Raw genomic sequence first — 14,593 nt, 5'->3', positions numbered from 1 at the left:
AGGAGAAAAAATGAAAAGAGTAATAGGTCACAACCAGGCCAAAAAAAAATTAATGAACAACTTATCTGTTCAGTCTTGGCTGATCTGTGGTAAAAAAGGTATAGGAAAAGCAACGCTTGCAAAATCCTTCTCCAATTGGTTACTCATAAAAAGCTATAATGAAGTAGCATTGGACTTACACATTGTTGAAGGTGATACTATCGGAATAGAAAAAGTCAGAGAAATGAAAAACTTTCTACACTTAAGTCCCATTCAATCAGAACACAAAATAGCTATAATAGATAGCTTAGAGGCAATGACTAATAACGCTAAAAACGCAATATTGAAAATATTAGAAGAGCCGCCAAAAAATTCTAAGATATTTATAATTAGCCATAAGCCATATGATATACAAACCACTATCTTGTGTAGGTGCTTTCAGCTAAATTTACTTCCATTAACTTATGATGAAACAAAGCAAGTTGCTTCATCTCAATGTAAATTTGATGATCAAACGTTTGACGAAATGATTACTTTATTTCCTGGAATGCCAGGAATGATAATAAATGCAATAAGTAGTGATGCTTATGAAGCATACAAATGCTTTTATAAATTTCTTCATGATTTAAAGAATCCCAATATGATTAATAAAGTAATTAATAGCGAAATCGAACTAGAACTAGCATCATATATAATTCAGGCCTTCATTTTAGAAAGCATAAAGAGAGAGGTAAATGATGTTGAAATTCTGCTAAGTCAGTGGAAAAAAATAGATGAACTTTTCGTTGCCGCAAAGCAACTCCACTTAGATAAAAAGCATGTTTTAGCTAATGTAGTTAATATCATGACATAAGTTTACAAAGTATAATACTTTTAACATAAATTCATGATAAAATTCTGTTAATTTAATACTCGAAGTATATAATTTGACTTTCCATAAGATGGTACAAGCCTCCACCTTCTAGGTGGAGAAACTTTAGTTTGTCAATGTCATAACTGTACTTTATAAAGTATAGTTATGACGGAATATGACAAAGGAAAACACACTGTATTTTATCATAGGTACCATATAGTCTGGATTACAAAATATCGGTACAGAGTATTAACTAAGGCTATGAAGGAGAGAATACGAACAATCATAGCAGAAGTATCTGAAGAAATGGGGATTAAGATAGAAAACGGAGTAATATCATCAGATCATTTACATTTATTCGTAGTAATACCTCCTCATATAGCTGTGAGTGATTTTGTTCAAAGAGCCAAAGGCAGGTCTTCACGCAAAGTTCAACAAGAATTTTCAGAGCTAAATAAAATGTACTGGGGAAAGCGTTTTTGGGGAAGAGGATACTTTAGTGCTACCAGCGGAGATATCACAGATGAAGTCATTAATGAGTACATCAATAAACATACAGATGCACATCAGCCTCATTCTATATCTAGTATAAGATTGGAGTAGCTTTAGCTTCTCACCGCGCTTCCAGCGCTATATCCAACCTTTCGGCTCTCAGCCGATAGTGGTTGAGTGATAATAAATTAACTGTATGGCAATCAATAGAAGTTTTGACGAAAGCCATATTGAACATGCAGAAAAAATTAAGCTTAATTAAGAATATAGCTTCAGATCAAGACATAACCCTAGAAAAAGGAAAGGAGTTGTTAAGTGGCATTTATGAAGCAAATTTTAAGCTAAACAAGGCAATCAATATAGCCACTTTGCCAAAAATTGGCTATCATATGCTAAATGGCGAGCTTGTTGTACGTAATCATATTACAGAAGAGGAAGTAAAGATTCCTAGAGATTTTCATTACCTTAAAGTCGTTAAATCTGATCATGATGATTATAAATTAACGTTTTGTAATTTTTTAGGTAACGAGTTTTTTGAATATAAAAAGTATGATCCACAATATTCTGGTATTTCAGATGAATATAAATTTGTGAATTTTGGTAGTGTAAAAAAGACTCATAATCTAAAATTTAAGGAATACGTTGGTCATGCACCTAAATTTTTTGCTGCAGAAGGGCCTATTGAGCCTGGATCCCAAAACCATGCAATTGATCTATTTGAGCTAGTCAAAAGTGGTAAAGGTAGAAAAGTGGGAGCCTTTGCTGATGAATTTGGTTATTTTGATGATCAAAATAAATTGCATTATTATAATTATCACAAAAGTGCAGAAAGTAATACTTATGATCCTGAAAATTTCAGTGTAAAAATGATAAATATAGATGTGAGCAAAATCGATAAATTCTACCTCATTGCAGAACCATACGCGTCAAGTTAAGAGATTGTGAGCAAATTTAGAGAGGTTAAAGTGGATACTCTAGCCCTTCTACGTTTGTCTTTTAATGAAAATCGCGACCAAGTTATAGTGAGTTTTTTAAGAAATGCTTTTAAACTATTAATTTTGGTTAATACTAAAAATAACTCTCTAACCCGCCTTTTTAGCTCAATAAATGCCTTTGTTAAGCTAAGTTCTGTATTCTTTTTCACTTCTGTGCAACCAACTATGCCGTGAAATATAAGAATTGCGCACAATTTAGCATATAGTTCACATAATACTCTGCATGGCTTTCCTTTTAGCTTATCAAGCCTGATATGGCTTTTATACAATTTAAATAATAACTCAATTTGCCACCTTACTCTGTAAATCGTTAATACTTGCTCAGCACTAATTTTATTTTCTGGAACATTAGTTATAAATATTGACCAGTTCAACAATTTTTGATTTCTTTTAGAGGATGTATATCCCTGCGATCTTGCTAATCTATTAGCTTTCCTTCTTCTGGCCATAGACTGTTCTTCAGTTAGTTTCTGACATATAATTCTTACTCTAATTTTTGCTTCTTTTCCTAACAATACCTCGTTTTCTAAAAATAACTTATCCTCTAAACATTCTAATAACTCCATTTTTTGATTTGTTTCTACATCATATATGTTGGTATCGGATTTATAACGACTTATGAAATAAGCTCCTATTTCATTGATTTGTTTAAAAGAACTTGGCACAAAATAACCGAGATCAGATATTAGCAAATCATTGCTTAATATATTACTTAAATGTTTCCTATATCCCTGGTCTGATCTTACCCCCTCCGTTAAATTAAGTTGGTCTATTATCTGATTCATGTAGTCGAAAACTAATTGTAACTTTATTCCAGACTTAGTATTGCTTTCATAGCCACTGTAGCTAGTACCATAACCTTTATACATCTCTTCCATACTGTTAGGTAGAGTAATATAGCTACTGTCCAATAATTTAACACTATTAAATTGCTGTAAGATTTTGCAATCAACTTGCAAGATATTTTTAAAGAGAATCACAGATTCATTATACATCCTTTTCATAAATTCCACTGCTTCTTCAGTAAATCTAAAATCCAAACCTTGTTTTGTTATATCTATCGAGTCCTCGTTTAGTAATTGACACATTGTTTCTACGCTACAATTATCAACTCCTATATTACCCAAGACCATGGCTTTTACGAATGATGAACCTTTTAGCTTTCTCTTTCTTTTTATAAACCTTGTTGTAATTGAGATTTTCTCTGCTTTTTCATTAAAAATTTCTTTGAGCTTTTTTGATAAGCAAGTTATTTTATTCATTGGTTCTCTCACTAAAAGTATATCTGGGAGAACTTATACCTTATTATTCTATCTCTTTCATACCTTTATTTCCTTAACTTGACGCGTATGCATTGCAGAACAAGGTGATATAATCATTCATCCTATTTGGGAAAATTTAGACATATTTTAAAGTTTTTTTTAGAGTATCTAAGCTTATTGTTATTATAATGATCCGATTAGGTCTGGTAGTATTGTGTTATGGAAGATAAATTACTTGAATCAGTAAAAAACAAAAGTTATTTCAGTAAAGCAGTCGAATGGTACTGCCATAGGTATCTGTTTTGTGTAGCAGAAAGATCTTGGATGGCATTAATAGTATCGCTTCTCCTAGTATGCTTATGTTTATTAACATTAAACATATACCTGTTATTTCCTATTAAAAAAGATTTAAATTTTGTGAAGTATATGAACCACACAGAAGATGAGTTCTCCGCAATGCATAAGCTTAGTTTCAGTAAAAAGGAAGATGAATACACTTCCACAGCGAGGTACTTAATAAGTAAATACATCGAAATATATGAGTCCATTAAGACCGTTGAACCGAAGTACCAAGAAAATTTTATAAGAAACAATTCTATACATAAAACCTATCAAGGCTTTCAGGAAAAAACGAACAATGAAGCTGTTTCATCCAAAAGAAAAATTGCCAACATAAATGTAATAACATTATCTATTGATCGATCGACCAAGGACTTAGTTACATTTGCTGGAAATGCTACTGTAGTTTTTGCAACCGAGCAAAATAAGGAGGTGAAAAATCAGGCTGTTGAGATTAGCTTCACTTTGTCGAATATAAAAGCAACTCTGGCTGGTATAATACCATTTAAATTTATTGTTAATGGTTATAAATACAGATTTTAAAATATTACTTGGTAGCTAAAAAAAATAACCAAAGTGCACATAGCAGTAATAACTGGAGGTAAAACTAGAAGAATTGGTGTTTTTTTAATAAAGTAATTCTGAGAAGGTTTTAAGAAAAAGGCGTTGTAAATTATCGGTAAAAAGTACAGAGCGTTGAGTATAGTACTAACAATTAACACTAGAGTTACAAACACAGAAAGTATTACATTGCCAGAGTTGAAAACAGCTTGAAAAATGAGAAATTTACCCCAAAAAGTTGGAGCAGGCGGCACCCCTATCATAGACAACGCACCTATAGCAAATGCTGTCATGCTAATTGGCATACTGCGTCCTATACCGTAAATCTTATCTATATATTTCTCACCTGCTCTCGTTATTATTGCTCCGGCAACGAAAAACAAAGTGATTTTTGCAAATGCGTGGCAAACTAATTGAAAAATTGCAACCCTCATGCTGAGCTCACTAAAAATTGAAGCGAACAATATAATATATGACAATTGAGAGATGGTAGAGTAAGCAAGCAATTTCTTTAATTCTTTTTGCTTTAGTGCAATCAATGATGCAGTAATAATAGTAAATCCAGCAGCGTACGGAAGCCACCCTCCAGCAAACCAATTTTGCTGCACAAAACGTTGCATGTTATCGACGCCAAAAGTGTATAATATAACTTTTATGATGATGAAAACTCCGGATTTCACAACAGCAACAGCATGCAGTAGTGCACTCACAGGAGTTGGTGCAACCATTGCTTTTGGTAACCAAAAATGCATTGGCATTAATGCAGCTTTTCCTATTCCGTAAATTAGCATAGCAAAACACACTGCAATAAAAGTGATGAGTGAAGTATCAAATTTGAATATTCCACCACTTACAAAGTCTAAAGTATGAAATTCATTATATAAAAGGCCTATTGCAGGAAAAAATAATACCAAAGAAGAGAAAAATAGCACGCCAAAGTAATAGCGTCCTGCAATCATTGATTCATTTGTTGAGTTGTAAGTAACCAGAGGGTATGTACTAATAGTTAGAAGCTCATAAAAGACAAATGTAGTGAGCAAATCTCCAGAAAAAGCAATAAACATTGCACAGCTAATCGATATTGAAAAAAAGCATAGAAAACTTGAGTGATTGCTATCAGCATAGTTATTCTGCATATAACATATTGCATATATACTGGTCAGCACCCATAAAAACGATATTAATAAACTGAATATTACTCCGGTAGACTCTAGCTTTAAACTAATGTGCAAATTATTACCAAAATCCATGAGAATAAATTGAGAATGATCACCATATACCCAATATAAAGTGCACAGACACGTATACGTAAACAGAAGTACAGAAGAAGTGACAGTAATACTATTGTTCACTCCGGGCCATTTACCAGTAAAAAAAATAACTAACGCACTTAAAAGTGGAATCAACGCAGTAATTAATAAATAATTCTCAGTAATTGAAAATGGTAAGGAAAGAGACGTTAAAACACAGTCCATTAAATAATTCATCTTTTTGTTTAGGTAAAGCTAGAATTATACTAAAATCATAGAAAAACCGCTATGTTTTTTTGGCAAACTAGTCGTTTGTGTATGCTATAGCTATACTGCGATTCATTCCACAACTGTACGAACATTTGTTTTTGTTAAACACAACAAAGATGTCATCCCAGTGCCCTGACTACTTGGATCCAGAAAACTTAATTTCAACTAAGTGGCTGCATAATAAAGGCTGGATTCCAGTGCCAAGCACTGGAATGACAGCAATCTACGTCATACCACCACGAACCGTCATACCGCGATTCATTCGCGGTATCTCATCCGCTAACTAGTAGCGGGATGACGAGCTTATCGTCATGCCACCGCGAACCGTCATACCGCCGCGGTATCTCAGTATAGATTCCGCTAACTAGTAGCGGAATGACGGTTTTTCAAATTGTCGTAAGTCAGTTTAGCTATATAGATAGCACAAAGTCAACTGCATAAATTGAAAATATCTGCTAGACGCAAATTACAACAAATGCAGTAGCGTAATCTCCATCGTCACTTAAAGAAAGATGAATTTTGGAGATAAAATCCTTGCTAACGGTAAGATATGGCTTGCCTCTTACATCATTGTATATTTCTATATCTTTCATTGTAATACCCTGACCACTACCTCGTGCTTTAACAAAAGCTTCTTTTGCTGCAAAGCGTTTAGCAAAATACCTTGCTTGCATTTCTTGACTATTATACTTTCTACTTAGCTCTATTTCCTTTTCAGTGTAGATTCTATTGAGAAATTTTTCCCCGTATTTTTGTAATATTCTCAATATTCTTGGTATATATACTATGTCAGTGCCGATACCGTGTATCATTTTGCGCTAAAGTGATTTATTGCTTCCTCAATCTGCATTTCCTTTACCTCTCCAGTTGCTCTATTTTTTACTTCAACTATATTTTCACTTACTGCTTTCTTTCCGACAATTATTTGCCACGGCAAGCCTATCAGATCCATTCTAGAAAATTTTACTCCTACACTCCCTTCCGTATCATCGTAAAGCACTTCATCGCTTTTCAAAGCTTTGTATATTTTATCTGCAGCCTCCGTTACTTTCGTTTGTAAATTGATTAAACCAATTCTGAAAGGAGCCACCGATTCTGGCCAGATAATTCCTTTATCATCATGAAAAGCTTCTATTATTGTACCAACAAGCCTTGAAACCCCAATGCCATACGAACCCATATGTATATTGACATTTTTTCCATCTTGAGAAGTAACACTTGCCTTCATAGGCTTTGAATATTTGTCGCCAAAATAAAAAATATGCCCTATTTCAATACCTTTACTAACATTTAACTGCTCTTGTGATATAGGGCAAGTCTCAGGATCATGCATATCATCTGCAACTGCGTATATACTCTTTAAACTTTCAATATCTTCACTCTCTAGTAGTTCAGAAAATTTATTGTCATAATATAAAGTGCTCTCACCAGTGTTTGCCAATATATGAAACTCGTGGCTCAAATTTCCTCCAATTGGCCCCGTATCAGCTCGAACTCCAATTGGAGTAAATCCCATGCGTTTGAAGATTTTTATGTAAGTTTTGTACATCAAATTATATGAATTCAGTGCACCTTCGTAATCTACATCAAAACTGTATGCATCCTTCATCAAAAATTCCCTGCCCCTCATAACACCATAACGTGGTCTTACCTCATCACGGAATTTCCATTGAATTTGGTATAAACAAAGTGGCAAATCTTTGTAACTTTTTACCACATCTCTAATTAAATCAGTTGCTATCTCCTCATGCGTTGGACCAAAAAGCATATCTTCCTCATGCCTATCCTTTATGCGTAGCATTTCCTTACCGTAATCATCGTAACGCCCTGATTCTCGCCAAAGACTTGCTGGTTGCACACAAGGCATTAATGCTTCAATAGCACCGGATTTGTTCATTTCATCTCTGATAATATCTTCAATATTCTTAAGCACTAAGAGACCAAGTGGTAACCACGTATAGATGCCAGATGCTATCTGCTTTATTAAACCTGCACGCAAAGAATATTGATGGGAGATAATTTTAGCATGGGCAGGCTTTTCCTTTAGAGTTGGCAGGTAATATTTGGATAAGCGCATATAATAGATCTGATTGTATTAAGTAATCTTAATACAATCAGACCTGTAGGTAAACTTATTTTGAAAAGGAAGGGAAGTGCATGGCTGACCATTTCATAGTTATCATAGTCCTTGTACAACATTTTCCTTTTGGCATCGCAACGCTTTTCCACCAAACTGTGCTATGCGATCCTCAACAGAAAGAGGAGGTGAATCTTGCACCTCATTATCCACTGAGTCAACATTATTTACTTGTGGTGAATCAACACACGAACTTGGCGGTACCGGTGACTCCTCTGTTTCTTGTTCAGGATGTATCGGAGATGTGGCTCTAGATCCTATACCACTGTCAAGACCCCCGCTTCCTTCTTCCTTGCTTGATGGGGAATTTGTGTGTTTTGTCTGCTCCTCTTTTTCCTGCTCTATCTCTTTCTGTGTGTCTTTGCTTTCATCTGTAGTCCAATCTGAATCGCTAATAGAATCAGAATGCTCACTTTCACTATCTGAGAGTTGCATGACTGCTGCTCTCTCCTTAAGTCTCTTTGTCCAATCTGAATCATTATCATCCGACTTCTTTCTCTCTGCTTGCTCCCTATCTATTCTTGCAGCAAACTCTTCTGGTGTTTCTTTTTTGTCAGTGCCCCCACTACTTTCTAATTTTGCTTTCAATTCATTTGTAAAATTTTGTTGCTGCCCACTCTTGTTGCTGCTCACTCTTTTTAACGTAGTACCTCCTCTTATCTGTTCAAACAGAGTAGAATGATTATTATTCTCAGGTTCACCAGCCTTCTTCGGTGCATCATTCTTAGGTTGCTCCGTACGCTTGGAAGCTGTAAAAAAATGCGGAGGCGGAGGCGGAGGTGGTAGTGCAGCATCTTGTGGCAATGGAGGAGGTGGTGGCGGTGGTACACTGACACTTGGATTTGGTTGTGTACCCAATGTTACTGGAGGTGATTGAGGAGTAGGTACATTTGATTTATTCTCCAGATTAGTACAATTTTTACACACAAATTTTTGTGGTTCTTGAGATGGAGTATGGCCGAATTTCTGTCCATTAAGACCTACTTCTTTCTTATTATCATCTCTAGAAATAGCCAGTTTAACAAGATATGTCACTGAAATAAGTGCAACAACCGTAGAAACAGCAAAAATTGCTAAAGGAACTGCTGCAATAGGACCAGAACCAGAAACTGCTATAATAACATAAGGAAGATATTGACCAGATATGAAACTAAATATAGATAATAATGAAACAGCAATTAAAGGTTTCCATATAGTCTGCTTAGTTTTAGTAAGCTCCTGACTATCTTTTAGCAATGAAGAATTATTGGATATCATCATTTCTTTGCCTCACTTGTTAACGATAATTTAATAATAACCCAATTAATAATTTCTGTCAATAATTAATTATGAAAAACAAAGTTGCAATTTGAATAGATAAGCTATAAGTAATATACGACCAGCAATAGCCATACAATAGACTTCTTGTATAACCCACACTAAGTAGAAAAAAGGTGTCATCCAAGTAGCTGACACTGCTCTCCTTTGTCATTCCAGTGCTTGACACTGGTTTCCATCCAAAATGGTGTCATTCCAGTGCTTGACACTGGAATGACACCGAAGGGGCTACTGCCGTCTTGGATGGAAACCAGTGTCAGAACTAGTTAACCATGGGGCTTCTTTTGCCTTTTTTTCCATTTGGTAAATTTCTTAAATATTTATGGCTAACATGAAGCTAAGTACGAACTTTGTTAAACATAACAAATGGTGCCATTCCAGTGCTCCTTTTTTTGTCATCCCAGTGCTTGACACTGGGATGGCTTTGTTGCATCGCTCTTCGGATAGTAGGTAACGCACAATAAATTTATGAAGCTATCTCAAATTTAGCCATACCAATATCAGTGAACTTATTGAGCAAATAGCATTTAACAAGTAGTTCCTTCTCTCTATTTGTCTCAGATTTATTCCTAAAACTAAACCCGAATGTTTGTTTCAGTCGCGAGAAAAAACTTTCTATATAAGATCTTTTTCCGTAGTTTGTTTGCCTTTTCCACCTCTTCATTCCATCTTCGCTGCATGATTTTATTAGTCTAATTGCAGCATTTCTCTCAGCCATATAGTCTAACTTTGGATGCTCTGCTGCGTTGTTTTTCGGAGGAATTTTCGTTTTTATACCATATTGATTACACAGCTTATAGAGCTTTTCTCTGTCATATGCCCTATCTGCATATAGTACTTTTATGACATACTGAAAATCGACTTCTTTTAGCAAATCACAAGCTCCATAGTGATCAGCCGTTACTGTATTTTACAGCTATGGCTTTTTTGCTGTTTGTATTCAACATTACATGCAATTTTCTTGTCTGTTCATAGCTGCGATACTTTCTATCTTCGCTATTTTCTTTGCTATGACCAGGAGTGTTGTTGTATATACTAATTCCTGTACTGTCTATAGCAATTTCGATATCTTCCATATTATTTTCTGCAATCATTGATCTTAATATTGAGTTTCTTAAACCTTCTTGATGATTGTGAATAGCTGATAACTTGCAAATTTTTCCCAATTTGCTCAAGGTATCCTGCTATAAACCCAACTGTTTGCCTCAGGCCTATTCTAAATAAACAAGTTATTATGTGCACCAAAATTACAACTTTATCGCTATAAATATTGTTGCCAACTGGTATTTTTGGACCATTCTCGTACCACTTTTCTATGGCTTCGTTGATATAATGAAAAATATTTCCTCTTTTTTCTAGAAATTTGTTATATTCGCTATGGTTACTGACCCTCATTTTTTGTGGCATATTTTTTCTTTCAAGGTTAAATGGCTATTTTATAATGAATTTTGTCAGTAGCCACCAGATTTTTTCAGTTGCTATGCAACAAAGCCATCCCAGTGTCACGCACTGGGATGACACCGTCATAAAGGAACCAGTGTCAGCTACTTGGATGACATCATCTTTTTTTCTGGATCCAAGTAGTCAGAGCACTGGAATGACATCATAGGGGCTCGGATGACAAAGGAGAGCTACTTGCATGACACCATCTGCCACCTGCAAATTGCAATGTTCGTACGATTGTGCGTCACGCGTTGGAATGACAAAAAAGAGTGAGTTGCTAGTTTTTCATATGGTTATGCAAGGAGTCTGATCTTTTTCTTTGTTAATATTACTCTAAATTTTCGTCAAAATAAGCTGTTTTATCCTTTTTTTCCTTATACTCTTCTGCAGTATAGAGGGGTTGCTTTTTAGCTGTGATATTTGGCCACTTTTGTGAGTATTCTACATTTATATCGTAAAATAACTTGAAAGTTTTTTGTTCGCTGCTCAGCAACTCTTCATCTAGTTCTAAAATATCTTTTATGGAATCATCAGTTACAATTGCATCTACTGGACACTCAGGTATGCACACTCCGCAATCAATACATTCATCTGGGTTAATCACGAGCATGTTTTTGCCTTCATAGAAGCAGTCAACGGGACATACTTCCACGCAGTCTGTATATTTACATTTTATGCATTTGTCTGTAACAAAATGCGTCATAAAACACTGTATATTTGTATTATCTTGGGTACACTAAATTGATAAGAAATTCAAGTCTTTTATGAAGATAAATAAATTGAACAACAAAGAATTAGAAGTATGGTTAAGCTTGGCTAGAACTATAGGACCAATAAAGTTTTTTAGTATACTAAGAACACATGGATCGCTAGATGAGGTGTTGAAATATCTCAATAGGGTGGCTAATAATAAGGTGTATGGCATTCAAGATGCACGAGAAGAAATCAATAATGCAGAAAGAATTGGAGCTAAAATTATACCCGCATGTGACCCAGATTACCCTGATCTTTTAAGAAATATCTCTAGTTGTCCTCCTGTAATAACTGCGCTTGGTGATATATCATTATTAAGCCGTGAGATAATTGCAATAATCGGTGGGCGTAACTCTTCAATGAATGGAAGAAATTTTGCCAATAAGTTGGCACTTGATTTAAGCGAAGCTGGTTTTGTTATTGTTTCTGGACTTGCAAAAGGAATCGATACTGCAGCAAACAGTGTAATATACAAAAATCATCCCACTATTGCTGTTACAGCAAGCGGAATTGATGTGGTGTATCCAAAAGAGAATTTTGATCTATACAAAAAAATCACTGGGAACGGTGGGTTAGTAATTACTGAGCTTCCATTTGCTACTAAACCAAAGCCTCAATATTTTCCTCAGAGGAATCGAATTATATCTGGTCTATCGCTGGGTGTTGCAGTGATTGAAGCATCGAAACGTTCTGGCTCTCTAATAACAGCAGATTTTGCTTTAAATCAAGGGAGAGAGGTGTTTGCAGTTTCTGGTTTCCCTTTAGATTCACGCTGTAGTGGTAGTAATTATTTAATTAAAAACGGTGCTAAGCTTATCGAATCCGCTGATGACATAATAGAGAGTATTAGGTTTAGTTTACCTCCGCAGCAAAAAAACCTATTTGATGTTGAGCACCATTTTGTTAACCAAAAACAAGAAAAATTACAACAGGCAAAATCTGTTATAGTTGATCATATTAACTCTGTACCTGTTGATATAGATGAACTTATATTAGCAAGCGGACTTTCTACCAACATAGCTCTAATGGCTCTTTTGGAACTAGAGTTGGAAAACAAAATAGAGCGTTCACCGGGGAATAAAATATCGTTAATTTTCTAGATTACTTTAGCTATACTAGATGTTCGTACAGATATATGCTTGACACTGGAATGATGACATTTATCATAGGATTCTTAGTTGCTGATTTTAGAATTGATAAGAGAAAACTTTTTTTCAACTTGTTGTATAATTTTATAAAAGTGATCGAAATCTAAGCTTGCACTGCCAATTAAAACTCCTGATAAATTTGAAATATTTAACAAATTTTCTATATTTTCTGAACTAACTGAACCACCATATATAATGTGTTTTTTACCAGTACACAATTTTATTACCTCTATCACCTCAGTAATTGCATCATTATTTGGCATATGACCTGTACCTATTGCCCATATTGGCTCATATGCTACGGTATATTTACCATGTGTTGGCAAACGGTTTTTACATTGATATTCTATTACCTCATTTGTTTTTCCACTTTTATAATCTTCTGAATTTTCACCTACACAGATCATTGGGTGTAAGCCTAATTCTATTGATGTTTTGGACTTAAGTTTTATTTCACTATCTTTTTCATTAGCCCTTTCAGAATGCCCCAGTATTACGTAAGTACACCCTAGTTCTTTTAACATTTCTGCGCTAATTTCACCTGTGTAAGAACCGGACTTTTTCTGATGGCAATTCTGTGCTCCTATATTAATATTATTGTTCAACTCTATACTGCTTGGAAATGACGTAAAAGGAGGGCAAATTACTAATTTAGAGGTAATTTCGTTGCTCTTGTCGTTAAGTTTGCCTATAAAGTCAACAAATGAAGAACGCATTCCATTCATTTTCCAATTTGCTACTATTAAAAAGGACATCAACTTTACTTATATGAGTGAGAGTGCCGGCTGTCGGACTTGAACTGACAACCTACTGATTACAAGTCAGTTGCTCTACCAATTGAGCTAAGCCGGCGTTAAACACATTAATAATATACAATTATCAATGAATTTTCGTCAACTAATTTTTAAAATACTGTATAATGAAAATAATATGAAAAAATTTTTACTGAAGCCAAAAAAGAGTCTAGGGCAAAATTTTATTTTATCGAGTGAGATAACAAAAAAAATCGTCGCTTTAGCTGGTAGTCTGGAAAATTTTAATGTCATTGAAATTGGTCCTGGATATGGTGCATTAACAAGAGAAATATTGGTGCATAATCCAAAGTCTCTACTTTCTATAGAAAAAGATAGAGATTTAGTAAAACACCATGACCAACTGCTAAATGAGCATCAAGGAAAGTATAGAATTATAGAAGCGGATGCACTGCATGTTACAGAAGAAGAGCTGATAGAGCGCCCAGTTAAAGTTATTGCTAACTTGCCTTACAATATCTCGGTAGTGTTATTTTTAAAGTGGTTAAATAATATAAAATTTTTTACGAACTTGACATTAATGTTTCAAAAAGAGGTAGCAGATCGCATTACGGCAAGACCCAATTCTAAAGATTATGGTTCCTTATCAGTGCTAAGCCAGTTACTATGTGATATAAAAAAGGAATTTGATATTGAACCTAAAGAGTTTTTTCCAAGACCAAAAATACATTCTTCAGTAATTACAGTAAATCCTTTGCCTACCCCAAAGTTTGTAGTAAACTTGGAAACCTTAATAAAATTAACACGTGCTGTTTTTGCTCAAAGAAGAAAGATGCTGAGAAATAGCTTGCAAAATATAACGAACCACGCTGAAACTGTCCTTGAAAACGCTAAATTGAGCGGAAACCAGCGTCCAGAAAACTTAACTATTGAGCAGTTTTGTTTGCTGGCAAATAATGTAGAATGCTTATTTTGCAATAAAATGTATTAGCAACCATATAGCTTTTCTATCTCCTAAAAACAGTTAGAGCTATACAATTAA

General features: G+C 34.6%; 13 protein-coding genes, 1 tRNA gene and 2 pseudogenes. 7 read left to right on the top strand and 9 right to left on the bottom strand.

Translation table 11 applies throughout. From position 1 onward, the window contains the following. The first annotated feature begins 10 nt into the window (after positions 1 to 10). The 3 genes from OPR50_RS06875 (at position 11) to OPR50_RS06865 (ending at position 2,259) form a co-directional block, all read left to right on the top strand. On the top strand, positions 11 to 832 hold the full coding sequence (locus OPR50_RS06875) for an AAA family ATPase (RefSeq protein WP_182309569.1): 822 nt from the start codon (positions 11 to 13) through the stop codon (positions 830 to 832). Between the two features lie 165 nt (positions 833 to 997). Then, a complete protein-coding gene (gene tnpA, locus OPR50_RS06870; protein ID WP_265023944.1) occupies positions 998 to 1,435 on the top strand; it encodes an IS200/IS605 family transposase in 438 nt (145 codons plus the stop codon). A gap of 125 nt (positions 1,436 to 1,560) precedes the next feature. Then, positions 1,561 to 2,259, top strand: coding sequence for a hypothetical protein (locus OPR50_RS06865; protein WP_265023986.1), 699 nt, complete (start codon positions 1,561 to 1,563; stop codon positions 2,257 to 2,259). On the opposite strand, the gene OPR50_RS06860 is transcribed toward OPR50_RS06865, so the two are convergent. Further along, positions 2,256 to 3,581, bottom strand: a complete 1,326-nt coding sequence (locus OPR50_RS06860; protein ID WP_265023871.1) for an IS4 family transposase — start codon at positions 3,579 to 3,581, stop codon at positions 2,256 to 2,258. The genes OPR50_RS06865 and OPR50_RS06860 overlap by 4 nt on opposite strands. Positions 3,582 to 3,800: 219 nt before the next feature. Here OPR50_RS06860 and OPR50_RS06855 point away from each other — a divergent pair, with 219 nt between their 5' ends. Then, positions 3,801 to 4,463: a VirB8/TrbF family protein gene (locus OPR50_RS06855; protein ID WP_264339507.1), complete on the top strand. Its 663-nt coding sequence runs from the start codon at positions 3,801 to 3,803 to the stop codon at positions 4,461 to 4,463. On the opposite strand, the gene OPR50_RS06850 is transcribed toward OPR50_RS06855, so the two are convergent. Then, positions 4,460 to 5,956, bottom strand: a complete 1,497-nt coding sequence (locus tag OPR50_RS06850) for a proton-conducting transporter transmembrane domain-containing protein (RefSeq protein ID WP_264339601.1) — start codon at positions 5,954 to 5,956, stop codon at positions 4,460 to 4,462. The two genes, OPR50_RS06855 and OPR50_RS06850, sit on opposite strands and share 4 nt — an antisense overlap. Before the next feature lie 167 nt (positions 5,957 to 6,123). Here OPR50_RS06850 and OPR50_RS08940 point away from each other — a divergent pair. Further along, positions 6,124 to 6,222, top strand: a pseudogene (locus tag OPR50_RS08940) (WPE palindromic element domain-containing protein); the annotation flags it as partial. Between the two features lie 234 nt (positions 6,223 to 6,456). On the opposite strand, the gene OPR50_RS06845 reads toward OPR50_RS08940, so the two are convergent. From OPR50_RS06845 to OPR50_RS06815, 5 genes and pseudogenes are all read right to left on the bottom strand, one after another. Next, on the bottom strand, positions 6,457 to 6,813 hold the full coding sequence (locus OPR50_RS06845) for a holo-[acyl-carrier-protein] synthase (protein ID WP_265023985.1): 357 nt from the start codon (positions 6,811 to 6,813) through the stop codon (positions 6,457 to 6,459). After that, positions 6,810 to 8,078, bottom strand: coding sequence for a proline--tRNA ligase (proS, locus tag OPR50_RS06840; protein WP_265023984.1), 1,269 nt, complete (start codon positions 8,076 to 8,078; stop codon positions 6,810 to 6,812). The genes OPR50_RS06845 and proS overlap by 4 nt, the downstream gene beginning before the upstream one ends. A 102-nt stretch (positions 8,079 to 8,180) precedes the next feature. Further along, on the bottom strand, positions 8,181 to 9,398 hold the full coding sequence (locus OPR50_RS06835; protein ID WP_265023983.1) for a hypothetical protein: 1,218 nt from the start codon (positions 9,396 to 9,398) through the stop codon (positions 8,181 to 8,183). Between the two features lie 523 nt (positions 9,399 to 9,921). Next, positions 9,922 to 10,862 (bottom strand): annotated as a pseudogene (locus OPR50_RS08935) (IS5 family transposase). Positions 10,863 to 11,226: 364 nt separating this feature from the next. Next, on the bottom strand, positions 11,227 to 11,601 hold the full coding sequence (locus tag OPR50_RS06815; RefSeq protein WP_010082601.1) for a ferredoxin family protein: 375 nt from the start codon (positions 11,599 to 11,601) through the stop codon (positions 11,227 to 11,229). A gap of 61 nt (positions 11,602 to 11,662) precedes the next feature. On the opposite strand from OPR50_RS06815, the gene dprA reads away from it, so the two are divergent. Continuing rightward, positions 11,663 to 12,751: a DNA-processing protein DprA gene (dprA, locus tag OPR50_RS06810; protein ID WP_264339300.1), complete on the top strand. Its 1,089-nt coding sequence runs from the start codon at positions 11,663 to 11,665 to the stop codon at positions 12,749 to 12,751. Between the two features lie 74 nt (positions 12,752 to 12,825). On the opposite strand, the gene OPR50_RS06805 is transcribed toward dprA, so the two are convergent. Both OPR50_RS06805 and OPR50_RS06800 read right to left on the bottom strand, forming a co-directional pair. Beyond that, positions 12,826 to 13,554, bottom strand: a complete 729-nt coding sequence (locus OPR50_RS06805; protein ID WP_264339301.1) for a triosephosphate isomerase — start codon at positions 13,552 to 13,554, stop codon at positions 12,826 to 12,828. 24 nt (positions 13,555 to 13,578) lie between these two features. Further along, a tRNA-Thr gene (locus tag OPR50_RS06800) sits at positions 13,579 to 13,651 on the bottom strand. 78 nt (positions 13,652 to 13,729) lie between these two features. Here OPR50_RS06800 and rsmA point away from each other — a divergent pair. Continuing rightward, a complete protein-coding gene (gene rsmA, locus OPR50_RS06795; RefSeq protein WP_264339302.1) occupies positions 13,730 to 14,542 on the top strand; it encodes a 16S rRNA (adenine(1518)-N(6)/adenine(1519)-N(6))-dimethyltransferase RsmA in 813 nt (270 codons plus the stop codon). The last annotated feature ends 51 nt before the right edge of the window (positions 14,543 to 14,593 follow it).

It is taken from the genome of Wolbachia endosymbiont (group A) of Epagoge grotiana, assembly GCF_947251775.1.
In the GTDB taxonomy this organism is placed as follows: Bacteria; Pseudomonadota; Alphaproteobacteria; order Rickettsiales; family Anaplasmataceae; genus Wolbachia; species Wolbachia pipientis.
This window is presented reverse-complemented; position numbering and strand designations above follow the sequence as displayed.